Here is a 24344-nt window from a genome sequence, read left to right on the forward strand (position 1 = left end):
TTTTATTCTGCCCAGTAAAGATACACTGCAAGTCTTCCATTGTCTACTTCGACTTCAATACTTTTACCCCCATCGTTTGCAAGGCGGTTGCTTATAGAGTATGGTCGGAATAAGTGAAGAGTCGTTTTTTCAAGTTCCCAGCGTGTCCCATGAATACTCACATTTTCGCACGTTTCTTCGAGGGCCAAAAGAGACACTGTTCGAGGTAATGGTGTATGAAAATTAATTTGTATCTGTTCTGGCCCGTCTAGAATAAAAAGGGCCTCTTTATCATCGCAGAGACATACAACTCGAAGCCCCCATTCCCTTTCTGCCCAAATAGCTGAAAAAATATTGCTCCATGTATGATCTACCCGCCCCCCCCAACATCCCGTAAGCAGAACTTCAGCGTGAGGAAAAGCCTCTCCAATGTGTTTTAACGCTAGTTGGAGGTCAGTATAATCCTTATCTACTGGGTATTTTTTTATCTGCACTTTTTTCTGTAAAGCCCATTTTAAGCTCTCTGAGGAACTACTGTCTTCATCTCCGACAATGTATTCTGGTACGATATCTGATTGCCTGCACACTTCTAAACCAGAATCAGCACACCATATGTGCCGAAAAGATCGAGCTATAGCAGAAAACCAAGATGAGGCGGGAGCTCTTCCACCTGCTACAAGTAAAACTGACGTATCTCGTATTGATCTACTCGATATAAACTCCCATGATCCAATGGAGAGAGTTTTATTCCACGTGTTCATCCATAATCTCCTGCGCTCGAGTTTCATCGACAAGTATTTCTCGCGGTTTTGATCCGTCAGGAGGACCTACAATGCCAAGTTGCTCCATTGTATCTATAAGACGAGCAGCACGAGTAAAACCGATGCGTAGCTGACGTTGCAAACGACTTGCAGATGCTATACCTGTATCAAGGACAATCTGCATGGCTTCTTCTAAGAGGGGATCATCTGTGAAAGCAGCATCTACTCCATTTCCGCCACTCTCTCCCTGTTCCTCTATATCAATATATTCAGGTTCACCAAAAAGATTCTTCATGTAGGTTACAACTTCCATGGACTTACCGTCCTCTATAAATGGAGACTGAAGTCGCACAGGCCTGGGATATCGAGGACTTACAAAAAGCATGTCTCCCTTCCCAAGCAGTTTTTCTGCTCCTGACACATCGATGATAGTTCTAGAGTCTGCTTGAGAAGGAAGTGTGAAGGCTACGCGAGCCGGTATATTAGCTTTAATCAGACCTGTTACTACATTGACTGACGGGCGCTGCGTAGCCAACATTAAGTGTATTCCCGTCGCTCGCGCCATTTGTGCCAAACGACAAATGTAGTCTTCCACTTCTTTTTGAGCCGTAAACATAAGATCTGCCAACTCATCAACTACTATGACGATGTGAGGTAATTTATCTTTGGGCAGCACCTTCTCGTTGTAGCCAGCCAAATTACGAACTCTCGCGCGAGCAAAAATATCGTAACGATGTTCCATTTCCCGAACAGCCCACGCCAAAGCCTGAATTGCTTTTTTAGGAGAGACTACTGGCTTGGCTAATATATGAGGCAAGTGCTCATATATACTAAGCTCTACTCGCTTAGGGTCTATCATGAGAAAGCGAAGCTCTTCGGGACGTCGACAGTAACAAAGTCCAGCTATGCAACTATTGACGAAAACACTCTTCCCTGATCCAGTAGTTCCAGCCACTAGAAGATGAGGCAAATCTTCTAACCCTATAATAAGGGGGCGGGAGTCTACTCGAACTCCCATGGGGAGAGGAAGGGCATAATCGGCTTGCTCAAAGGCCTGAGAATCAAGTACCTTCCGAAGAGAAACTCCCCGCCTTTTAGGGTTGGGTATCTCTATCCCAACATAAGGTTTCCCTGGAATTGGCGCTTCTACACGTAGAGCAGGAACAGCTAAAGCTACAGCCAAATCATTGGCCAAACCTGCTATTTTGCTTACTTTTATACCAGGTGCAAGCTGTATTTGGAATTGTATAACAGTAGGGCCTATGACTATTTCTGCTAATTCAGCTTGTACGTCAAAATCGGCTAGGGTGGAGATAATCGCTTCACTTTGCTCTTTTGCTTTTTCTTCTCCCCTGTCTTGAAATGCCGGTTCAGGGGTTCCAAAAAGATCAAGTGGTGGGGGGAAAACTCCCTCGACGATACTTTCTTCCTCTCCTTTTTCTGGTGTAGGGAGATTTATTTCTGGCATAGTTTCTCCTTCAGCACCTGTGGAATCTGTTTCGTCCATAATAATACGAGCTGGCGCTTCTTCGGCCTGACTTTCTTGAAAAACAGATTTAAGAGAAGGTTCTTCTCCCTCTGCTTCACCTTCCTGTTTTTTCACGATTTCCCTTTCTTGTATTATTTGGTGCTTCACCTCTGACTTGGAATTTTCTTTAGATGTTTCTAATATTTCATCAGTGGATATTGTTTTAGGATTTGTTTGTTGGTCACACATGTTTTCAGTTTTTTCTGCTGCTAATGTCGCTCTTGAAATGGGAGTGTCTTCTTTAGATTCCAATAGTTTCTTACGATGAAGTTCAAATCCCTTGATTTTTAAAGACATAGCCTCCCAAGCGGTTAAAATATTTTGAGTACTGATAATGCCATACAAAACCAGGGACGTTAAGATGCTCGCTATACAAAACAGCATCGTGCCAAAGAATCCCACATTTACCATAAAAAACTGAGCTAGATTTTGTCCAAAGAACCCTGGCTTGAGTAGTGTCCAATGGGGCTGGAGTACAAATCGGGAAAAAAGGCCCAGAACGAGAGCTGCGCTCGTAAATAGAAACAAGGTAGCTAGCGTTTGTGCTAGAATTCGATATATTTTCCGTCGGAGAAGAATCGAAAAACATATATATCCCATGAAGAGAAGTACAATAAGCACTGCTCCCCCTGCTCTAGTTGTTAAAGATGTTTGAATTTCCACCCCTACTCGACCTGTCCAAAAAGAGAAAAGGGATGCAATGGCATAAACAATAGCTAAAAACAAGAAGAAGAAAAACAAACGAACCCACGTAAAAAGGCGACGGATTCTTCCTTCTCTGATTTCTTTGAGTTCTTCTTCCGTGCGTCGTGGTTTGGAAAAAAGAATACCTTTATTCTGTTTAGGGCGTCCACGTTTCTTTTTACGTTTAAAGAGACTCATGGTCTGTCACGTTGCCTCCAACTATGAGTTTTTTTATAAGCAAAGCTGGTTGTCCATCAGTGACGGGAACTGATTGACCTGCTTTTCCGCACATTCCAGGTAAATAGAGGAGATTATCCCCAACAGCTCTAATATCCATTAGTGCTTGAGGCCCGTTTCCTGTGAGCAAAGCACCCTTTACTGGGTGAGCGATAGAGCCGTTTCGGATGAAATATCCCTCGGTAACATAGAAGACAAAATCCCCGGAAGTTGGGTTTACTTCTCCACCACCCATTTTTTTTACATAAAGGCCGTAATCAACACTTTGTATCATCGCCTCTTCATTGCTATCTCCTGGCAATATAAAGGTATTGCTCATCCGCGGAATAGGAGGATTCCTATACGAGTCCCTCCTTCCGTTGCCAGAGAGGGGCAATCCTTCCTTTGCAGCTGAAATTTTATCAGTTAAAAAGCCTTTTAGAACCCCCTCTTCAATGAGGACAGTTCTCTGTGCTGGAACCCCTTCATCATCTATTGTATAGCTGCCGAAAAGACCTGGGAGGGTCCCATCATCTATCATGGTTACCAAAGGACTTGCGACTTTATGTCCTATTTTATTACGGTAAACAGAAAAGTCTTTCTGTATAATATCTGCTTCAAGTCCATGTCCACATGCTTCATGTACGAGAGTTCCTCCTGCTTCTCCAGAAAGTATAACTGGCATAGTTCCGGCTGGACAATCTGGCGCTTCAAGCATGAGAAGAGCTTGTTTTAGAGCCTGATTGGCCAGGATCCACGGAGTATATTTTCCCCAGAAAATATTGGGTACCTCTAGTCGGGCTGCATTTTCATACCCCGTTTGAATTTGTCCATTTTTTTCCACGGTAACCTCTACGCTGAAGCTTGTGTACGGACGATTTTCTCGAAATAAGTCTTCCTCTTGATTGATAATGATGATGTTTTTTAAGGAAAGAGAGTAATTAATAGAAACTTGCGATACATAGGGGCTAGCCTCTCGTATTTTTCTATCTATATCTCGAAGAAATTGTGTCTCTGGAGGAGCCACGAAGGCTGTTTGCTTTATAATTCGGCGCTGAAAGTCGCCTTCATTTTCCCTAGATAAGGGGATTCCTATATTACGGGCGCTTTCTCGAAGAGCAGAGAGGCCGTTTGTTACAGCAACACCTGGAGTGTGTGAATAAGACGTGACGTCCTCCCTTACCACCCGAGCGCCTACTCCTTCTCGAAGGGAAGAACTTATTTCTTCTAAAGCCCCATCTTCAAAAGAAATGCTGTGAGCAGCAGATGATTCAAAGTAAAGGTCCGCAAAATCTATTTTGTAACGACGAAGCGAATCGAACGCTCGCTTAAAAATGGCTAAATCCATATTCCTCTGTCCCTTCTTGCTTTTGATGTCTTTCTACACGCTCTATCTTAACAGGAAATCCTTCCTCTCTCAGTTTTTCTATGAGAAGTTCCCCCTCTTCTGATTGACTAGGAGGACAGAAAAAAGAAAGTTCTCCTTTGCGAGGATCATCTGTTCGAATATATCCTAATCCATTATATTCGGAGACAATCCAACTAATAAGCACAATATAAGAAGGACAGACCGAAAGTACTAATCTGTCCATATCATGAACAGAAAGTGGTTCTTCTATATTATTCAATGTTGGGCACCTCTAATTTTTCGAATGTTCAGCAAATGTCCTTGATACGTAGTGGCAAAAAAATGTTGACCATCTTTCCCTGCTACATAATACAGATACTCTGTTTGAGCTGGTTTTAAGGCGGCCTCCCATGATGCAATGGAGGGGATGCAGATAGCTGTAGGCGGTAGCCCCAGCTTTTTGTATGTATTGTAGGGAGAATCTACTTCTAGATGTTTGAAAAGAACCCTCGAAAGGTTTTCTCCCTCCCTTTTCCATGCGTAAACTATTGTTGCATCTACTTGGAGAGGCATATTTTTGGCTACTCTATTCTTTATAATTCCTGCGATAAGGGGACGTTCCTCGTCTATTTTAGCCTCTCTTTCTACGAGAGAGGCTAGAATAGCTGTCTCCAATAATTCATGAGGCGAAAGGTTTTGTATTTTTGTATCAAAGTGTTTCCACCAGAGCGTGAATCCTGCTTTTAAAACATATTCCAGTTTCTTTTCAGGTACGTAATATGTATCTGGAAGCAAAAATGCTACGCGTGTTTCTGGAGCAAGAGGCAAGAGAGGCTGAAGATCGAGAGGAAATATAGCCGTATTCTGAAGGAGAGTAGATACCTCGTCTTCAGTCATGTCGGGAAAAGCATTTTTTATAGAGAAAAGATCAGAACCTGGAACTATTGTCACTTTTTCTTGAGAAGGAACGGCTTCTTTCAGTTGTTGCGCTACCTCCCAAGAAGTTCCCTTTTTAATCATGTACATGCCAGTCTTAAGGGTTCTGTCAATACCTAAACGTGCCATCCATCCACGTAACTCTAAGGGGTTTGTAACAATGCCTGCCTTATAAAAGGCATCAGCAATCTCTTTTGCATTTTGTCCAGGCAAAACAAGGGCTGGTAGAGGCTCTCCTACTCCAAAAGGAAATTGAGAATTCCACCATGACGTGGGGATCATGCAAAGCAAAAGAAAGTAACCTAGGGAACAGATAAGAAGAAGAATATCTATAAATTTTTTCACTTTTAATCCTCATTTCCAGTAAGAGTAACTATGGGGAAGCCGCATTTAGCACAACGACCTTCTCTATCCATAGCTTGAATATATGTATTGTATCCTCGACGCTCCAATATTGTTGCTTTACATGAAGGACAGAGAGTAAAAACTGTTTCTGTTACATTTCCTAAATAAACGAAATGCAAATGCTTTTCTGCCCGACTCTTGGCCTCTCTCAGCATAGTGATGGGAGTGGGCTTTTCATTCCATTTATAGCATGGAAAATATCGAGATATATGAAGAACCATGGAAGGGGAAAGAAACGCTGCCCACTTCGCCAATGATTCAATCCAAAGGGTATCTTTATGAATTCCCGTAACAATAAGGCTTGTTAATTCTACATGTATTCCTGCTGCAATCATTGTCTCTACTGTTTGTTTAACAGTGTTAAGATCTCCTCCCATAAATCGATATGTTTCCTCGTCAAAGGCCTTCACATCAATGTTGGCAGCATCTACATACGGCAAAAGATCTTTTAATGGCGCCTCGTTTATCATACCATTAGAGACCAAGACTACAGGAATCCCTTCTTTTTTCAGTATTTGGGCTGTATCCATCACATATTCATACCAAATGAGAGGCTCATTATATGTAAATGCCACAGAACGAACCTGCTCTTTACGAACAAGACGAAGAAGGTCAGAGGAAGGAATGTAGGTTAAGGGGACCTTTGAAGAACATGTAGATATCTCCCAATTTTGACAGAAAGGGCAATGCATATTGCAACCAATACTCCCTATAGAAAAAATTTCGGTTCCTGGATTCCAATGATAAAGAGGTTTTTTTTCTACTGGGTCAAGAGCCATGGAAGAAACAAGACCATAATTTAAGCTAAAAAGTCCAGCCTCTCCTCGATGGATGCGTACGCCGCATAATCCTTTTTGTCCTTTTTTTAAAGAGCACCTGTGAGGGCAGAGATCACAAATAATTCTCTCCCCTTCTTTGTGCCACCATAAAGCTTGATACGTCATGGAGTATCTTCCCTTTCCGGATATCGATGGACGGTAAATCGGGAGATAGAGATGCCATCAAGGGTAGTAATGCCGGCCTTTTGAGCTGCAATCTGTATTTGCTGGCTGGCTAGGGTAATTCCCTCGAGATCAGGAAGCAATACTCCTCGCCGGTTTCCTTTGGAGACAATGACTCCATATTGTTTGGGATCAAGTTCTTCTACGTTGCGGATTACTTCGGGTTCACTCAATATGTCTATGGAGACAGTAAGATTAGGTAATTCCTCAGGGCGGACTGGTAAAAAGCGTGGATCTTCAGTAGCAGCTGCTATAGCGTTCTCTACTACTTCCCAAGCCAGGGAAGCTCGAACCGGGGTGATGGTTCCAATGCACCCCCGAAGTTCCCCTTTTAATGTTTTAAGAGAAACAAAACAAGCTTTTTTACTTTGTAGACTTTCTTGTGGCGCGAGTTCTTCCACGTCCTGAGGTGAAAGTCTTTCCCCCTCTCTCACGTATGTTTCTATAGCGTGTCGGGCTAAAGAGGGGTATGTTTTCCAAGGGAACACAGCTATAGCTGTGGCATATCCAACCCCAAAAGGTGCTTCATAAGAAAGTAATTTGGGTTTAGCTTTTTCCCCTGAGAGCGCAAGAAATACGAGCGCTGATCTGAGCCCACATTCCCCTGCCTCATAAATAGTGCGGGAAGGGAGATCAAGTAGAATTTTAGGAACTGACATCTTTATGGCATGAACTACTTGTTCATCAAAAAAAGAGCCTAAGGGGGAATATCCAGCTGGCGCATCGCGAGTGACTCGATGCGATAAATCACCGCTGGCTATAAGCCCCCAACTTTCTCCAGGTCTTTTAAACTTTTGTAGGATCTCTCCAGTTTTAAGAGCCTCCTTCAGAGAAAGACCCATGGGGTTTGCTACGATGAGTGTGGGAAAAACGCCCCACGCTTTATGGAAAAAATAAAGGGGCACTAACGAGGCATGATCGAGAAACACTTTCTCTTTCTGTACATGACTTATCGGTACTTCTCCTTGTAAAAAGCTATAGAGCGCTTTGCATTTCTCTCCATCGCTTTTTATTTCCACAGACACTTGAGGAGCTCCAAACATTGAAAGATCTCCAGCATAACAAGATGTTTCGAGAAAAAAAAGGCCAGAGCCTTGAGGAGCATGAGGGGAAAGAAGAAATAGGATATCAGGTTTCTGGTTTTTTAGATGATAGGTTAATTCCTTCATTCCATTAAGAGTTTGATGTGCCTCTTTTTCTCTTCCATGGCCTACTTCCGGAACGATGATAGGAGGATGAGGAACGAGACATGCCCATTTCCACATATGAAAAGCCTCCTTTCTTATTTACATCAACAAATAAACATGGCATCGCCAAAAGAAAAGAATCGATACTCTTTCTCTACTGCAGTTTTATAGGCATTCATAATATTATCGTATCCAGCTAAAGCTGCAACAAGCATTAAGAGAGTGCTACGAGGCAGATGGAAGTTTGTTATAAGTCCATCAACTATTTTAAAATTATAGCCAGGATAAATAAAAAGAGAGGTGTTTTTGCAGCCTTGTTGTATCACCTCTTCATTATCAACAGACATGCTTTCCAGCGTTCTTGCCACAGTTGTTCCAGAGGCAATGACACGTCGCTTCTCTGCTTTTGCCTTGCGTATGAGCGATGCCGTAGATTCAGGAACCTCACAATACTCTTTATGTATATTGTGTTGCCGGATATCTGATACCTGCACTGGTCGAAATGTTCCAAGCCCTACATGCAAAGTAACCCACGCCAAGGTAATCCCGTGTTCCTCTACTAAATGTTGTAGCTGTGCCTGGGTAAAATGTAAACTAGCCGTAGGTGCAGCAGAAGAACCATTCCTTTTCGCAAAAACTGTTTGGTAGTCAGATGAAGATGCAGACGTATATTTTATATAAGGAGGGAATGGAATTTCTCCTATTTCCTCGAGAAGAGAAAGTACATTACTCTCTTCCGGGAACCTCACAACTCGGACTCCTTCTGAAAGAGCATTTTCTATACTAACTAAAACGCCATTTTTAAGGCGTACAGCGCTACCTTTTTTCAGGCGACGCCCTGGCCGAACCAAGGCTTCCCAGCATGTCCACGTAGCATCTAATGGTTTGAGTAACAAAATCTCTACGTGGGCTGTTCCCTTTTCTTTTACACCATAGAGACGGGCTGGAATAACTCGAGTATCGTTAAGGACGAGCACATCTCCTTCTTTGAGAAAGTGCTCAAGTTCGTAAAAATATGTGTGAGTCATAGTGCCCGTATGCCGATCTAATACAAGAAGTCTCGAATGGTTACGGGGTGAAACTGGGTTCTGTGCAATCAACTTCTCTGGAAGTTCATATGCATATGATTCAATGTCAAAAAGATCTATTTGAGCCATAAAAAGTCTTCGCCTTCTATCGTCTTGAAAGTGTTGTCCCAGGGTAATAGTGTTGCAATATTTGAGAGTATTTCCAACCGTTTTCTGCTAGGCTTTTTGCCCCCCACTGGGAGAGACCTACCCCATGCCCCCACCCTCTGCCCTTGAACACAAAACCCTCAGAAGACGGTCGAATCTGTCCTGCCCCAGATTTTGTATTTGTAATGACAGAATTACTTTGTTTTTTTGGTTCCCCTTGTTTAAGAGCTTTTAAAAGGTACAATTTTTTCTTTTCAGGGTTCATGAGCATGTCGATCATTTCGTGGCTGGAAAAAGCTCCTTGTTTTGTGAGATCGATCATAGTCTGTTCTTCTTCAAAGGTTAACGGGCCATCACTGTTCGTAATACCGACATTATTGCGTTGTTCGGGCGCAGAGGGAGGGACAGGTGAATTAGGCACCGATTGGGCTTTCAAAGAAAGATGTTGACCATTAACGGCGGAGAAGAAAGTGCTCCTTAACACAGTAGGCCCTATAGCCATTCTGAATTGGTTGGACTTTATCTGGGTTGCCCCCTGGCTTCCCCTCAGCACAAGAGAAACTGTTCTTCCAAAAGAATCTTGCTGCCCGATTTCAATGCTCTGTATCTGTCCTACCTGAACTCCGATTTTACTAAGAGCCGACTGAATTTGTTGCGGGGAGAGAGAAACTTCCCACGTAGAATAAGGAGATGAATACGAAATGGCTTCCTGTACCCCTTTTAAGTATGGGATAGAACTGTTCCATACCTCTGCTACATTAGCTGTGGCTCCTCCACTATCAGAGTGAAAAGGAGTCAGGGCCAAGTCTGAGCCATATGTTACTACGATTCCCACAGTCTCTTTCACCGCTCTATCTGTTTGTGGTGTTTCGGCATTGATGCCTCGATATACTTGACAATCGGGGGTGGCCGTGAGATCAAACCCCTTGCTTCCATATTTCCCTATATTTTTAAGAGCATATGTTCTAGATATAATAGCTTGAGCTTTAAGAGATTCTAAAGGCCAAGCCGGGTTTGTTTCCATTTTGAGGACTCCTCTCACATAGTCTTCCACTTCGAGCACGTTGACTATGCTAAAAGAGTTGCCATTCCCCTCTATTTTGATATATCCACGATATCGGACTTTATTATAAGCGAGCGGATTGGAACTCGTTAAAATTAAGGGGAGTTTTAAAGAATGTTTCCCTATGGCTGCGCGGTTATTTCCAGCCCATCTAATAGTAATTGCTTTATTAGCTCGATATTTTTTCCCGGAAGCTTCTTTCAAAATAATGGGAGAGCCTGAGGAAATAACTGCCTGCGAGAGGCCTATCCCTACTCCGATTCGAATAGGTTGTGAAGCAGCTTCCACTGGAGCCATCCAGTTTAAAGGCCATCCTATGAGGTTGAAAAGGAATAGCACAGTAAATACTATACGTTTTATCGGGGTCAAAAGCTTCATTACGGATAGGAACCTCCTCTTTTTTTGAGTTCTTCTAAATATTATATTATTTTATCCAGCGATTTATAATGTTAAGCACGAGCGTCAAGACAATGCTGATTATAAGCATTGTTGTTATGGGGGCAAAAATTGTTACATTTTTCTTAGTATATGTTATGTCACCAGGCAAACGCCCTAGAGGAAGATTAAGTTTGCTAAAGAGCAAGAAAGCAATGCCAGCTATCACTAGAACTATACCGATAAAGATAAAAATTTTTCCGATGTCTTGCATTTAGTTCCCTTCCTCCTCGCCATAAAATTTCAACTGATTTATTTTATCGTCGGGAGGAGTTTCTCCAAGATAAAGGTATCCGTTGCGCGTGGCTTTCCTCCCTCGAGGAGTTCGTTCAATAAGCCCTTTTTGTATCAAATAAGGTTCATAAATATCTTCGATGGTCTGGCTCTCCTCATTTAGTGCAGCAGCCACGGTAGAGAGCCCTACCGGGCCTCCATCAAAAAGGTCCACAATGACTCTGAGGATCCGCCGGTCTCCGTCATCAAGGCCAAGGGAGTCGAGGCCGAGCATATTTAAGGCGGCAGCAGCCAACGCATTTGTTATGGAAGATGATTGTCGGACTTCAGCCACATCCCTTACACGCTTCAGTAGCCTTATAGCAACTCGAGGTGTGCCTCTGGAACGCCGGGCGATCTCCAAAGCAGCTTCCGGCTCTATCGAGACACCCAAAACCTTCGCTCCCCGCTCCACTATATCGGCAATCTCTTTTTCGTTATAAAGAGTTAGTTGTTCGACAATACCAAAGCGAGCTCGAAGAGGCGACGTGAGAAGTCCTAATCGAGTAGTAGCTCCCACCAGAGTAAACGGAGGAAGAGAGAGGCATATATTATTAGCAAGAGGCCCTTTCCCCACTATAATATGGAGGTTATAGTCCTCCATCCCTGGATATAATATCTCTTCCACGCTTGCAGGCAGACGATGGATTTCATCAATGAAAAGCACGTCATATGGCTCGAGATTAGAGAGTATAGCAGCCAAATCCCCAGCTTTTTCCAAAGCAGGGCCGGTTGTAACCCGAAGTTGTCCCCCCATTTCGCGAGCAATAATACCTGCAAGTGTTGTTTTACCTAACCCCGGGGGACCGTAAAAGAGGATATGGTCCAGAGCTTCTTTCCGCTGTAGCGCAGCTTGTATGTAAATGGATAACTTTTCTTTGAGCTTTTGTTGGCCTACAAAGTCTTTCAAATTAGATGGACGAAGAGTCAATTCATCTGTGGTTTCATCTTGTTGCAGATCATAAAAACTCGTTCTTTCTTCTTCTGAAAATGGCACGCGATTCACCTCAGTTCCGCTTTAATTCACGAAGAGCTCCCTTAAGCAATATCTCTTCCGTAGCAGCGTCAAAATCTGCGCCCATTTGTCTTTTTAGACGATTCATTGCGCCATAGACTTCGTTTTGTGAGAATCCAAGGGAGCGAAGGGCTGCAGCCACTGTATTCCGAACCTCCACGACAGGTAGATCAATATCTTCAAAATCTGCTAGCATGTCTTCAGTAATATGACGTTTAAGTTCGAAACAAAGGCGTTCTGCTGTTTTCTTTCCCACTCCTGGTACCTGCAAAAAAGTGTCGAGATCTGATGTCGCAACAGCTCTTATCACTTGGCTGGGATTTAGAGAACGAAGGATAGCTAATCCCACACGTCCTCCTACCCCCTTTACAGTAATGAGCTTTAAGAATATATTTCGTTCCTGTTCACAGGAAAAGCCGAAGAGAGAAGCTCCATTATCTGTTATTTGCAGGTAGGTGGTGAGACGGACTACCTCTTTCTCCTCACATAACCGTAAGGCACTGCCAGAGCATAGAATATCGAAGCCCAACCCATTTACATCAAGAATGACGCCTTCTTCTCCAAGATGCAACACTTTCCCTTCTATACTTCTTAGCACAGTCGATCACCAACCCCAGTCCTTTGGGCATAAGAATGCAGCGCAAAACCTGTAATAGCAATTGCTAATGCGTCTGCTGTATCGTCAGGTTTTGGTTTTTCTTTGAGGTTCAATAATCGTTGAACCATCCTTTGTACCTGTTTTTTATCTGCAGATCCCGAACCGCATACTGCCATCTTAATCTGCGCTGGTTTGGGCTCATAGAGAGGTAATTGATATTGAGATGCCAACAGCAAGACTATGCCTCGAGCTTGCCATACATTCCCAGCCGTGGTGGTATTTCTCCCAAAAAACAAGCTTTCGACTGACATAAAATCAGGGGAGCAACAACGGATCCGCTCCCCAAGTTTGTCATATATCATTTCGAGCCTTTGCGAAACATCTGTTCGGGGCGGAGTTTCTATACACCCATATTCTACAGCAGTAAAGGAATGCCCTTCTTTAAGGATAAAGGCAAATCCTACTCGCCCTAGTCCTGGATCTACCCCCAGACAAACGGCAGGTGAACTCTTATTCTGCTTCAATTTGTGCCATAAGTTCATCCGGAATGTCGAAATTGGCATATACATTCTGGACGTCATCATGTTCTTCCAGATTATCCATGAGTCTCAGAATTTTTACAGCCTGTTCTTTTGCTTCTATAGCTATAGTACTATTGGGAATCATATCAGTTTCAGCTCGAGTAACTGCATACCCTGCTTTTTTTAGAGCTTCCTGAACATCGTTCACAGCGCTGGAGTCAGTGTAAATAATATACCCATCTTCTTGGGTTTCCATATCTTCCGCGCCAGCATCCAGGCAAGCCATTAATAGAGCTTCTTCGTCAAGATTTTCCCCTTTTACCTCTACTACCCCTTTTCTCTCGAACATCCAGGCTACACATCCTGATTCCCCAAGAGAACCACCGCCGCGGGATAAAATAGCTCTCATATCAGCAGCTGTTCTATTTCTATTGTCGGTAAGAGCTTCTATCATAAGAGCTATGCCATTAGAGCCGTACCCCTCATATGTAATTTCTTCATAGTTAGCGCCCGCTATTTCTCCAGTACCGCGTTTTATAGCTCTATCTATGTTGTCGTTAGGAACGCTCGCAGCACGGGCTCTATCGATAGCCGTTTTCAGCTGAATATTCATAGAGGGATCTCCCCCTCCATTTTTAGCAGCGACGATAATGGCTCGTACTAACTTTTGGAACAAATTTCCTCTCTTAGCATCTTGAGCAGCTTTTCTGTGTTTTATATTAGCCCACTTTGAATGTCCGGACATGAACAATCACCTCTTAATAATTATAAAATATGTCTTTTTATTCCGAAATCAAACAGATTGGAGGCATGTTTCGCTTATGTTGAGATCTGCGAATTCGCTTTTCAATCTGTAGTTGAATGTCAGATCCCACTTTTCCTGTAGCTATATATTGATCTATATCGATGTAATTGAGACCCATTTCTTTCTCATCAGTTTGCCCTTTCCACAATCCTGCCGATGGAGGTTTCTGGATGATTTTTTCAGGGATGCCAATGTACGCTGCAGTATGGCGAACTTCTTCTTTGAGCAGATCGCCTAAAGGGAGAAGGTCTGTGCCGGAGTCACCATGCTTAGTAAAATACCCAATAGTTAACTCGGCTTTGTTGCTTGCTCCACAGACAAGGTAGCCTTTAGATTGGGCAAGAGCGTATAGAGTTGTCATTCGCAACCGTGGCTTTATATTAGATAAGGCTAGAGGTTCTATGTTCTCCTCCACTTGACGTAATGCTCTTACCAATCTGTCATATGTCGGCGTTAGATCTACGACAGCTGAGGGTAATTTAAAGATGTCGATAAGTTCTTCCGCATCCTCTCTATCTTTGGGAATGCTGTGGCATGGCATGATAACAGCGAGCATCTGATTATAAAAAACTTTTTTCAAGAGAACGGCAACTACGGCTGAGTCAATACCACCACTTAGACCTACGATTCCTCCGTAGGCCCCAGCTTCTTGAACTCGTTCTGCCAACCACTTTTCAATGGTAGCGACAATTTTTTGTGGAGAACGAATATATGTCTCTGCCATATAAATACCTTTCCTTCCCTTTCTTAAATTCTAGCATATCAGATAAACTCTGTTGTTTATATACTGATCCTGCTAACTAGCGGCTATTAATTGTAACACGAAAGGCCATTTTTTCAGTAATATTTTCTTCGCTGATGAAGATCAAAGAAACTGTTTGAAGAGAAGAAAATAATACTATGGAACACGTTTCCCCTTCGCTCGTATTCTCGATAAATAAAATATAATAGTGTTAATATAATAAGAGTCCATTTATAATTTGGTATGTGCAAATAGCACTTATATGTGCTAAAGGAGGCTGTGTAGAGGTGGAAAAGTTAGTTCGCTTTGGAGTGGCTGTACCAGAATCCCTTTTAGAGGAATTCGACAAGTGGATTCAGCGATCTGGAATTCCTAACCGCTCTAATGCCTTACGTCAGCTGATTCGTCAATCTATTTCAAGAAATAGATGGGAGGAAGGGGAAGGAAAAGTTTCTGGAACACTGACTATTTTATATGATCACCATTCTTATGACACATCAGCAGAGCTGACCCAGCTACAACATGACTTTGGAGATATTATCGTGTGCTCTACTCACGTACATCTCGATCATTCTCACTGTCTAGAGGCCATAGTGTTACGAGGTCCCGCGAAAAAAATCCGTAGTTTTGTAACTGCTATTTCTTCTATCAAAGGCATTAATAGCGCTGATGCAGCTATTACTACAACAGTTTAAAGGGCGGCAACTGCCGCCCTTATCTTTAAACACCTCAACCTGATGAACAAGAAGTACATGAGCCTCCGCACACTTTTTTCCCAAGAGATTCTCCCTCTAACAAAATGAGTACTTTCCCCCGGCATTGCGGGCACTTTATAGGCGACATACCTTCTGGTTGTTCAAAAATAGTTCCGCAGGATGCGCATCGAAAAATTCTTTTATTCTCTGCCATATCCATCCCTCCATGTCATAATCGGGAATATCATACCCCCACGAGGTGTATGAATCAAGAGAGATTAAAGATTACCGATGGTGGCTACCATAACAGCCTTGATAGTGTGAAGACGATTTTCAGCCTCATCAAAAACCTTAGAAGCCCTAGATTCAAAGACTTCTTCTGTCACTTCCTTGCCTTTATAGGCTGGAAGGCAATGAAGAAAGATAGTTTGCGGGTTTCCTGTCGCTTCCATAAGTTCTGTATTGATTTGGTAAGGACGCAGCAATGCTTCTCTTGCCTCTTGCTGGGCTTCCTCTCCCATAGAGGCCCACACATCTGTATAAAGAGCATGAGCTCCCTTAACAGCCTCTTTAGGATCCTGCTTTAAAGATATGGCCCCACCAGTTTTGCTTGCCAAAGCTAAACATTCTTGATAGAGACGTTCTTCAGGGAAGAGAGAAGATGGAGCACAAATGGTGAAGTGAAGACCTAGTTTAGCCGATCCGATCATGAGAGAATTTGCCATATTGTTACGACCGTCTCCTATATAGACAAGTCGTATCCCCTCTAGATTTGTACCGAAATTCTCTTGAAGCGTCAGGAAATCTGCCAGTATTTGTGTAGGGTGATATGTATCTGTAAGGCCATTCCATACAGGAACACCCGCATATTGAGCTAACTCTTCTACTACTGATTGTTTATACCCTCGAAATTCGATTCCGTCGAACATCCTGCCCAGAACGCGTGCTGTATCTTTTACATCTTCTTTGCCGCCAAGATGGATGTCGTTTTTCCCGAGATATTCAGCATGTCCACCTTCATCAATACAGGCTACTGTAAAAGCACAGCGAGTTCGAGTAGAAGCCTTCTCGAAGAGTAATGCTATATTCTTTCCCGCGAGCAAATCTCCCCGTATCCCTGCCCTTTTCTTAGCTTTCAATTTTGAAGCTAAGTCCAGAAGATAATAGATCTCTTGTTCTGTAAAATCTTTCAGAGTTAAAAAATGTCTTCCCTTGAGACTGATAGGCATGAGTGTTTCCCCTCTCCTTTAAGCTTTTTTTCTTTTTTTATTTCTTCTATAAGAGCAACTAATTTAACAGGAAGGTCCTCTATTGTACATTCCCCTACTATTCGTCCTTGTGTAAAAAGGATCATCCCTCGAGGAGAGCCAGCTATTCCTATGTCTGCAGATTTAGCTTCTCGTGGTCCATTGACTTCGCACCCCATAACAGCTACGGTGATTCCGTTGGGTACCTGCGTGAGTAACGGCTTAATTTTTTCAACTATAGAAGCTACATCAATTCGTTTCCGTCCGCATGTAGGGCATGAAATAAGGTGAACTCCTTTTTCTCTCAAGCCAAGGGAGCGGAGAATTTCGTAGCCAGCTTCTACTTCTAAAAGAGAATCTGCTGTAAGACTGACACGCAACGTATTTCCTATCCCTTGGGCAAGCAAAAGGGATAGACCAGCTGCACTTCGAACAAGTCCTCGTGCGCCAGGGCCTGCTTCAGTTATGCCAATATGAATAGGGAAGGTTGAATATTTCTGGCTAAGGTACATGTTCGCTTGCACTGTTTCAGCTATATTAGTAGATTTAGCTGAAAGTATAATTTGCTCAAATCCGTAACGTTGTAAAATGGTGAGCTGTTCTTCTACTGCGAAAGCGAGGGCTTTCCCTCGATCTCCATTTGTTTTTTGTAATTGTCGAGTATTAATGGAACCGCTATTAGCTCCTATTCGAATGACAGTTCCAAACTCTTGCGCTTTCCGTATAACCCCTTCCAGTTTATTGGGAGGCATATTCCCGGGATTAATACGAATGGAGGGGCAACCAGCTTCCATAGCTAAAATAGCTAGCTCTGGATCGAAATGGATATCGGCCATAATTGGAAGATTGCTTTCTTTGTTTAGGCGACATAGAGAACGATATAAAGAACTTTCTGGAAAAGCTACGCGAAGAAGCTCACAACCAGATTCCTGTAATAAATTACATTGGCGAAGGCACATATCATAATCTGACAAAGGAAATTTCAGCATACTTTCGACACGTATAGGGGCTTGTCCTCCTATAGTTAAACCGCCAATAGATACAATGTTCGTAGTCATACCAGCTATCTCTCCTTTTTATAGGCTAAATATGCGACTGATGTCCTTCCATGTAATGAAGAGAATCAGGGAAATAAGAAGCACGAAGCCTACAAAATGGATATAATTTTCAACTCGTTCCGGCAATCTTTTCCGCGTAGCAATTTCTCCTAATATAAATACAAGCCGTCCGCCATCAAGAGCAGGGAAAGGGAACAGGTTAATAAGCCCAAGATTCAGATTGATGAGAGCCAAAAATGAGATAAACGTCCATATCCCTTGTTTCGCCGCTTCTCCAGCCATAGTTGCTATGCCAATAGGGCCTGTAACTTCGACATCTTGTGCGCGAAGAGCCCAGCGAATGATCCCTTGTATCATTTCGATACTCATAGATACAGTATAAGAAAAAGCATTCTTTAACGCGGTAAAAGCTCCGTATCGAACGAAAGGAGGTCGTACCCCGAGAAGAGCTGCACCATATGTGGAATTAAACGGAATGGAAATAGTTTTCTGAAAGCGAGTACCCTCTCGTTCGATTTCTAGCGTAACAGGTCCTGTAGAAGCTGCTTCTCGAATAGAACGAGCCATCTCTACCCAATTAGAAACAGATTCCCCATTGACAGATAAAATTAAATCTCCTGCTTGTAACCCCTCAGCCTGAGCAGGAAGATTTTCCATAATTGATCCTACAGCAGTAGAAGTCATATTTACTACGCCGTGGCCAGAAAGGAAGAAAGCAGTGAGTATTATGGCTAAAAAAACATTAACAAGGGGACCGTTAAAAAGGATAAGAAACCTCTGCCACGCTTTTTTATCATTGAACCCCTTGCCAGGGATTACATTTTCTTCCGGCTGTTCTTCTTCCATACCAGCTAGCCTGACAAATCCACCGATGGGGAAAACACGAACAGACCATAGTGTCCTTTCTATTTTGTGTTTCCAGAGGACTGGCCCCATCCCAAAAGAAAATTCATGAACCTGAACACCACAGGCTTTAGCCGTAATATAATGCCCAAATTCATGAGATATAACACATATTCCTATGACTACTATAAATGACAATATACTGATCATATGTACTATTCTCCTTATTTCCCCCCTGTTATTTCTTGAACAGAGCGTTGCGCCCATTGGGAAATCTCAATACATTCATCTAGAGATGTTGGGGTTCCTCCATTATACAGCGCCATTGCCTTCTCTATCACTAAGGGAATTTGCGTAAAAGTAATTTTATTTTTTACAAAAGCTTCTATAGCTCCTTCATCAGCGCCTATAAGCAATGCGGGGTAGGGCCCAAGTTTTCGAGCGGCTTCTTTGGCCAGAGCTAAACATGGGAAGAGCTTTTCATTAGGGGGATAGAAATTGATAGTGAGTTCTTTTAAAGAAAGCTCTGGAACGAAAGACATGGTTCTCAGTCGCTCTGGGTAGCCGAGAGCGGAAGCGGCAGATAGGCGCATGTCAGGTGTAGAAGCAAGCATTTTCATAGATCCATCAATAAATTGGACGACGCCGTGAACAACAGAACCAGGAGAGATCACTGCATCTACTTGCTTGCTCTGTAATCGAAACAAAAACATAGCTTCTATTAATTCTATCCCTTTGTTCATAAGAGTGGCGCTGTCTATACTCAATTTATGCCCCATACTCCATACAGGATGGGCTATAGCCATGGAAGGAGTAACAGATTCCAATTCTTTGTGCGTAAACGTTCGAAAAGGCCCCCCAGAAGCCGTGAGGTAAATTTTTGAGACCTCGCGTTCCATCTCCCCTCTCAAACATTGCCAAATAGCATTATGTTCGCTATCTAAAGGGCGGAGTTGAGAATCTCTTTTTACGAGAGGCATTACCCACGGTCCTCCCACAACAATACTCTCTTTATTTGCGAGAGATACTTCTTTCCCTTCTTTGAGGGCACCCTGGAGTGCTTTAATAGCGGCTGTCCCTGAAGAAGCAAAAACTACGTGATCAACATGGGGATGAGTAGCTATGGTATATAGAGCTTCATTCCCTGAAAAAACAGGAATAGAACACCCCTTCCCCTTAAACAGGGATGCTGCATGAGGATTGGTTAAAACAACAGCTTCCGGATGGAAATCTTGTGCGATATTTATCATTTTCTTCACAGCGCTATGAGCTGCTAAAAACACAACCTCAAAGGAGTCTGGAAATGCGCGACAAACATCTAACACAGCACTTCCTACGCTCCCTGTAGCGCCTATGACAGCAAGCTTTATACGTCTATTTTTCAAGAAAGGATCACTCCAAACAAGAAAAATGTCAATGTCCCATTAATTAAAATGCTATCAAAACGGTCAAGAAAACCCCCATGTCCAGGAATGAGGTGTCCGCTGTCTTTTACCTCCGCTTCTCTCTTGATTAAGGATTCTACCAAGTCTCCAAGCTGGCCTGCAATACCGCATATAGCGCCAATACCTAACAGTGGGATAGGGGGTAACGAACAATAGTATGCCACTGCCGCTGAGATGAGGATGCTGGCACCAGCTCCACCGGCAAAACCTTCCCATGTTTTTTTAGGGCTGACAGCTTCGCAGAACTTATTGCGACCCCATCGCGTCCCTACGAGATATGCGGCTATGTCGCAACTCCATGTGCAGAGGAATAGGGAGAAAAGAAGAGTTCGGCCAATAGGATGAGCTCGTAAAAGCACCATATAACTCCACGGCAAAATAATATAAATGAGCCCAGATAAAGTTCCGCCTACGTTCCAAATAGCGTAACTGACCTGAGAAAATTGGCGACGTAATATTTCTATCATAAATAGTACAAAAGAAGTAAGGGTAAAAATAATTAAAATAGATGCAGGACGAAGGTATTCCGCTGAAGCCAAAAGGACCAAAATACCGGCGAGAAACCCTATTCCCTTGGATACTCTAAATTTCTTCGAAAGAAGTTGATAGTATTCCCACAGAGAGATGAGGCTAATTATAGAGGCTAAAAGAAACCATGTTCGTCCACCGTAATAAATAGCAGACAAAATGAGGGCTCCTATAATAAAGCCGCTAAAAGCTCGTAGAGCAAGTTCTCGGGACTTAGCTTTGAATGCCACCATAACGTCGATCCCTCTTTTCAAATGAATCTATGGCGTCTTTTAAGGTTTTTTCTGTAAAATCAGGCCATAACACTGATGTGAAATATAGTTCACTGTAGGCTCCCTGCCAAAGCCAAAAGTTGCTAAGACGTTGTTCCCCGCTGGTTCGTATTATAAGATCTGGGTCGGGAACATCTGGGAGATAGAGATACTTTCTGAAAGTTCCCTCTGTAATTTCCGTGCCGTCGCTTTCTCTGACGATATGTTGGATGGCATCTAGAATTTCCTGTCTGCCCCCGTAATTTAAACAGACAATCAGTTGTAAGCGTTCTCCAACCTTAGTAATATTTTCTGCTTGGTACATGATTTCACGAATATCATCAGGAACGCCTTGCATTCTTCCTGCAAAACGAAGACGTACCCCTTCTTCTCGAAGTTCATCGATTTTTTTACGGATATAAAATTTAAAAAGCGACATAAGCCCTTTCACTTCTGTTTGTGGTCGCTTCCAATTTTCTGTGGAAAAAGCGTAAAGTGATAAATAGGGGATATGATAAGAAGTTGTTGCTCGTACTATCCTCTCTACGGCTTTGACTCCAGCTCGATGCCCTAAAAGACGTGGAAGATGGCGACGTTGAGCCCATCTTCCATTCCCGTCCATAATAATGGCTATATGTTGAAGAGAAGAGAAGGTCTCTTCTCTTGGAGAATCAGACATTCTCTATATGTCCTCCATTCCGTTTTTCTAATAATTCGTCGAGATGCTGTTTTACAACCCGAATATCTCTCCATGTAAGATCTTTGGGACTTCCCTTTCTTCTTGAATCATTTCTAAGAAGGTAGCTAGGATGGAAAAGAGGCATGAGATCTATTCCACGCCATTGAAACCATTGCCCACGTAGAGAGGTAATGCCTTCAGAAGTTTTTAAAAACCATTTTGTGGGAGTATTCCCAAGACATACAATAATCGCAGGTTGAATAAGTGCGATTTGAGCTTCCAGATACTTGTTACAAACCATCATTTCTTCTATAGTGGGGACTCTATTCTCGGGAGGTCTGCACTTTACCACATTTGTAATATAGACATCCTTTCGAGAAATATCAGCCGCTTTTAATATTTTAGTGAGAAGCTGTCCGGCTTTTCCTACGAAAGGGCGCCCCTGTTCATCTTCATCAAAGCCAGGCCCTTCCCCTACAAACATTAATAAACTTTTTATGGCCCCTTCTCCGGGAACCACATGTTTCCGGGTTTTACATAGAGCGCATTTTTCACACGTTGTAATATCTTCTAATAATTTACCCCAAGCTTTCTCTTTTGCTTTCTCTATAGATGTTAACGTAGGGGTATACCTTTTTTCTTCCATCATTTTATAAACACTCCATTGACGAGAATGTTGACTTTTTGTATATCCATACCGGTAAAATATCGGATAGCTCGTGCACTTTTCCACCGGATTTTATTTCCTATATCAAAAAAAGTATGTTCTCCCGTAGTAAGAGATACTATGATAACTATCTCTACGGCTTCATCTGCTGGACGCACTTTAATATCTAGTACTTTGTAGACTTGAACGGTTCGTTTCGTAAGATATTGTATTATATCTACTATGGCTTGGGGACTGATACTTAACTCTCCGTAAAAATTAAAAGGCGGACGGACGATGGTCCGTTCCCCTTCTTCACGATCAGTGGTTTTAAAAAGATCCCGTAAATGTCCTACGAGTTTTCCAGCAAAGTTACGGCGAATTTGAGCGCGAGATACGGGGATAACATGCTGTCCCTTGGTCCGTCTTTCTTTGCGAGCATTTTTTATATCTTCCGGAGAAGCCACATCACTGATGTGAATAAAATTCTCAGGACGAGGAAGCTGTAATCTGCGAACAATTTTGTTTGCCATGGCAGATGATGTGGCTATAATCATCACTTTACAAGGGGAGTGTTGGCGTAAGAAGCCCATCACCTCTTCCCGGTGATCTGAAAATTCAAAGAGAGCTCGGCGTATGGCTCTGACAAGATTTTTCTCGGATTTTGCGCTCTTTCCGGCCATAATACGACCTCGGGAGATAACAAGACCATCGTCAATAATGTAATCGACGTTATTTTCTTTAGCGACAAATTGTGCCCTCTGACTTTTACCAGTGCCAGCTGGCCCTACAAAAGCAATTATTTGGATTCCTTGCTCTTGATTCTTTTTGTGTAGAGTTGAATCCATATCATCACCTTGCCTATGCCCATTTTACTGAAAAAAAGAAGAGAGGGGGGTAACATAAATGTTTTGTACGTTAGCGTTCTTTCCCCCCTCCCCTATTTTTTTCTTTGTTGTTTATGCTTCTTCTTTTCGTACAGCCCCATTAACTTTTGTGCTCAAGGGCTCTGTAGGAATAACTTCAACTCGACCACCAAGTTGCTGAAGCTTTATATCCATGTCTTCGTAACCGCGCCATACATGGCCAATATGGAACACCGACGTCTCGTCTTTAGCTGCTAAGCCAGCGAGTATAAGAGCGGCACCTGCCCGCAAATCAGTAGCATTGACGTCAGCCCCTATAAGTTGTTCTACTCCTGTTACAACAGCGGTATTCCCCTGCAACTCTATCTTTGCCCCCATTTTATTCAGTTCACTTACGTGGAGGAACCGCGATTGGAAAACGCCTTCCTGAATAACACTTGCTCCTTCAGCTAAAGCAAGGGTTGCCATAACCTGAGGCTGCAAGTCGGTTGGAAATCCTGGATAAGGCAATGTCTTCAGGGAGACAGCTTTCAGCCGTTTGACAGGATGAACTAAAACTCTATCTTGTTCCACTGTGAAGTTGGCCCCAGCTTCTTCCAGTTTAGCCAGAAGAGAGTCTATATGTTGGGGAATAATATTCGTTATCTCCACTTCCCCACCAGTAATAATAGCTGCGAGAATATAAGTGCATGCTTCTATGCGATCAGGAATGACAGTTATTTCTTCCCCGTGTAGTTCGTCAACTCCTTGAATTCTAATGACACCAGTCCCATCCTCTTCAATAATGGCTCCCATGGCTTTGAGTGTTTGTACCAGATTTGTAATTTCCGGTTCACGTGCTGTATTTTCAAGCACCGTCTCCCCTTGGGCAAATACGGCGGCCATGAGAAGGTTTTCTGTGGCTCCTACTGAAGGAAAGTCGAGATAGATGCGACAACCTTTAAGACCGTTGGCAGTCGCGTGAACGGCACCATGAACAAGATCTATCGTAGCACCCATGCGGGAGAGCCCCTTAAGGTGCAGGTCGATGGGACGACTTCCGATGGAACAGCCGCCTGGCAGGGGCAATATGGCTCGTCCACAACGAGCTAATAATGGCCCAAGAACGAGGGAAGAGGCGCGCATTTTCCGAACTAGATTCGCAGGCGTTTCCCACGATAGCTCTTCAGGTATAGAGATAGACATTTCACCTTTTTCATAAAATATATCGGCGCCAAGATCCCGAAGAAGATCAGCCATGGTTATAACATCATGAAGGCGGGGGACCTTATGAATCCGAAGCGTGGCATCTTTTAATAGAAGAGAAGCAGCCATAACAGGCAAAGCGGCATTTTTAGCTCCTTGTGCTTCTATTTTTCCATGGAGCGGAATTCCGCCAGCAATTTTCATTTTATAGTCCATCATAATCACTCCT

Annotated in this window: 25 protein-coding genes; 1 reads left to right on the top strand and 24 read right to left on the bottom strand. The window is 43.0% G+C overall.

Going from position 1 to position 24344, the window contains the following annotated elements; translation table 11 throughout:
- Positions 1 to 2 precede the first annotated feature (2 nt).
- Genes B3L97_RS09635 through nadE form a run of 15 tightly spaced genes read right to left on the bottom strand, consistent with a single transcriptional unit; the run spans position 3 to position 14654 of the window.
- The gene (locus B3L97_RS09635; protein WP_286846521.1) at positions 3 to 740 is read right to left on the bottom strand and encodes a thiamine diphosphokinase; all 738 of its coding nucleotides are present in this window, start codon (positions 738 to 740) and stop codon (positions 3 to 5) included.
- Positions 724 to 3150, bottom strand: coding sequence for an FtsK/SpoIIIE family DNA translocase (locus tag B3L97_RS09640; protein WP_286934998.1), 2427 nt, complete (start codon positions 3148 to 3150; stop codon positions 724 to 726). The genes B3L97_RS09635 and B3L97_RS09640 overlap by 17 nt, the downstream gene beginning before the upstream one ends.
- Complete coding sequence (locus B3L97_RS09645) at positions 3137 to 4516, bottom strand: TldD/PmbA family protein (RefSeq protein WP_286934999.1); 1380 nt, start codon at positions 4514 to 4516, stop codon at positions 3137 to 3139. Before B3L97_RS09645 ends, B3L97_RS09640 begins: the two co-directional genes overlap by 14 nt.
- Positions 4497 to 4796, bottom strand: coding sequence for a hypothetical protein (locus B3L97_RS09650; RefSeq protein WP_286935000.1), 300 nt, complete (start codon positions 4794 to 4796; stop codon positions 4497 to 4499). The genes B3L97_RS09645 and B3L97_RS09650 overlap by 20 nt, the downstream gene beginning before the upstream one ends.
- Complete coding sequence (mltG, locus tag B3L97_RS09655) at positions 4793 to 5797, bottom strand: endolytic transglycosylase MltG (protein ID WP_286846513.1); 1005 nt, start codon at positions 5795 to 5797, stop codon at positions 4793 to 4795. The genes B3L97_RS09650 and mltG overlap by 4 nt, the downstream gene beginning before the upstream one ends.
- A gap of 2 nt (positions 5798 to 5799) precedes the next feature.
- Entirely contained in the window at positions 5800 to 6801 is a 1002-nt protein-coding gene (gene amrS / locus B3L97_RS09660; protein WP_286846511.1) for an AmmeMemoRadiSam system radical SAM enzyme, read from the bottom strand.
- The gene (gene amrA / locus B3L97_RS09665; protein WP_286935001.1) at positions 6798 to 8123 is read right to left on the bottom strand and encodes an AmmeMemoRadiSam system protein A; all 1326 of its coding nucleotides are present in this window, start codon (positions 8121 to 8123) and stop codon (positions 6798 to 6800) included. Before amrA ends, amrS begins: the two co-directional genes overlap by 4 nt.
- Before the next feature lie 26 nt (positions 8124 to 8149).
- A complete protein-coding gene (queA, locus tag B3L97_RS09670; RefSeq protein WP_286935002.1) occupies positions 8150 to 9202 on the bottom strand; it encodes a tRNA preQ1(34) S-adenosylmethionine ribosyltransferase-isomerase QueA in 1053 nt (350 codons plus the stop codon).
- A gap of 16 nt (positions 9203 to 9218) precedes the next feature.
- A complete protein-coding gene (locus B3L97_RS09675) occupies positions 9219 to 10661 on the bottom strand; it encodes a SpoIID/LytB domain-containing protein (RefSeq protein ID WP_286935003.1) in 1443 nt (480 codons plus the stop codon).
- 46 nt (positions 10662 to 10707) lie between these two features.
- Positions 10708 to 10932 (bottom strand): DUF2905 domain-containing protein, encoded by a 225-nt coding sequence (locus B3L97_RS09680; protein WP_024822312.1) that lies wholly within the window; start codon positions 10930 to 10932, stop codon positions 10708 to 10710.
- Positions 10933 to 11988 (bottom strand): Holliday junction branch migration DNA helicase RuvB, encoded by a 1056-nt coding sequence (ruvB, locus tag B3L97_RS09685; protein WP_286846734.1) that lies wholly within the window; start codon positions 11986 to 11988, stop codon positions 10933 to 10935.
- A gap of 10 nt (positions 11989 to 11998) precedes the next feature.
- Positions 11999 to 12604 carry a Holliday junction branch migration protein RuvA gene (ruvA, locus tag B3L97_RS09690; protein WP_034326307.1) on the bottom strand — a complete coding sequence of 202 codons (606 nt, stop codon included), beginning with the start codon at positions 12602 to 12604 and terminating at the stop codon, positions 11999 to 12001.
- The gene (gene ruvC / locus B3L97_RS09695) at positions 12598 to 13128 is read right to left on the bottom strand and encodes a crossover junction endodeoxyribonuclease RuvC (protein ID WP_024822309.1); all 531 of its coding nucleotides are present in this window, start codon (positions 13126 to 13128) and stop codon (positions 12598 to 12600) included. The genes ruvA and ruvC overlap by 7 nt, the downstream gene beginning before the upstream one ends.
- Positions 13115 to 13870: a YebC/PmpR family DNA-binding transcriptional regulator gene (locus tag B3L97_RS09700; protein ID WP_286846503.1), complete on the bottom strand. Its 756-nt coding sequence runs from the start codon at positions 13868 to 13870 to the stop codon at positions 13115 to 13117. Before B3L97_RS09700 ends, ruvC begins: the two co-directional genes overlap by 14 nt.
- 37 nt (positions 13871 to 13907) lie before the next feature.
- Entirely contained in the window at positions 13908 to 14654 is a 747-nt protein-coding gene (gene nadE / locus B3L97_RS09705) for an NAD(+) synthase (protein ID WP_286846500.1), read from the bottom strand.
- A 305-nt stretch (positions 14655 to 14959) separates the two neighbouring features.
- Between nadE and nikR the strand changes: the two genes are divergently transcribed.
- A complete protein-coding gene (gene nikR / locus B3L97_RS09710) occupies positions 14960 to 15367 on the top strand; it encodes a nickel-responsive transcriptional regulator NikR (protein ID WP_024822306.1) in 408 nt (135 codons plus the stop codon).
- Positions 15368 to 15645: 278 nt separating this feature from the next.
- Here the strand turns inward: nikR and argF are convergent, their stop codons facing one another.
- The 9 genes from argF to murA all read right to left on the bottom strand — a co-directional run bounded on the left by argF (position 15646) and on the right by murA (position 24331).
- Positions 15646 to 16596 carry an ornithine carbamoyltransferase gene (argF, locus tag B3L97_RS09715; RefSeq protein ID WP_024822304.1) on the bottom strand — a complete coding sequence of 317 codons (951 nt, stop codon included), beginning with the start codon at positions 16594 to 16596 and terminating at the stop codon, positions 15646 to 15648.
- Positions 16563 to 17672, bottom strand: coding sequence for a (E)-4-hydroxy-3-methylbut-2-enyl-diphosphate synthase (gene ispG / locus B3L97_RS09720; protein WP_286935004.1), 1110 nt, complete (start codon positions 17670 to 17672; stop codon positions 16563 to 16565). The genes argF and ispG overlap by 34 nt, the downstream gene beginning before the upstream one ends.
- Before the next feature lie 18 nt (positions 17673 to 17690).
- Positions 17691 to 18725: an RIP metalloprotease RseP gene (rseP, locus tag B3L97_RS09725; protein ID WP_286935005.1), complete on the bottom strand. Its 1035-nt coding sequence runs from the start codon at positions 18723 to 18725 to the stop codon at positions 17691 to 17693.
- Between the two features lie 14 nt (positions 18726 to 18739).
- Complete coding sequence (gene dxr, locus B3L97_RS09730) at positions 18740 to 19900, bottom strand: 1-deoxy-D-xylulose-5-phosphate reductoisomerase (protein ID WP_286935006.1); 1161 nt, start codon at positions 19898 to 19900, stop codon at positions 18740 to 18742.
- The gene (locus B3L97_RS09735) at positions 19897 to 20721 is read right to left on the bottom strand and encodes a phosphatidate cytidylyltransferase (protein ID WP_286846487.1); all 825 of its coding nucleotides are present in this window, start codon (positions 20719 to 20721) and stop codon (positions 19897 to 19899) included. The genes dxr and B3L97_RS09735 overlap by 4 nt, the downstream gene beginning before the upstream one ends.
- A complete protein-coding gene (gene uppS, locus B3L97_RS09740; RefSeq protein ID WP_286846485.1) occupies positions 20702 to 21418 on the bottom strand; it encodes a polyprenyl diphosphate synthase in 717 nt (238 codons plus the stop codon). The genes B3L97_RS09735 and uppS overlap by 20 nt, the downstream gene beginning before the upstream one ends.
- Positions 21411 to 22067: a uracil-DNA glycosylase gene (locus tag B3L97_RS09745; protein WP_286935007.1), complete on the bottom strand. Its 657-nt coding sequence runs from the start codon at positions 22065 to 22067 to the stop codon at positions 21411 to 21413. Before B3L97_RS09745 ends, uppS begins: the two co-directional genes overlap by 8 nt.
- Positions 22064 to 22912: a hypothetical protein gene (locus B3L97_RS09750; RefSeq protein WP_286935008.1), complete on the bottom strand. Its 849-nt coding sequence runs from the start codon at positions 22910 to 22912 to the stop codon at positions 22064 to 22066. Before B3L97_RS09750 ends, B3L97_RS09745 begins: the two co-directional genes overlap by 4 nt.
- Positions 22913 to 23023: 111 nt before the next feature.
- Positions 23024 to 24331, bottom strand: a complete 1308-nt coding sequence (gene murA, locus B3L97_RS09755; RefSeq protein ID WP_286846479.1) for a UDP-N-acetylglucosamine 1-carboxyvinyltransferase — start codon at positions 24329 to 24331, stop codon at positions 23024 to 23026.
- Positions 24332 to 24344: the final 13 nt, after the last annotated feature.

The organism is Aminobacterium sp. UBA4834 (assembly GCF_002400205.1).
Lineage (GTDB): Bacteria > Synergistota > Synergistia > Synergistales > Aminobacteriaceae > Aminobacterium > Aminobacterium mobile.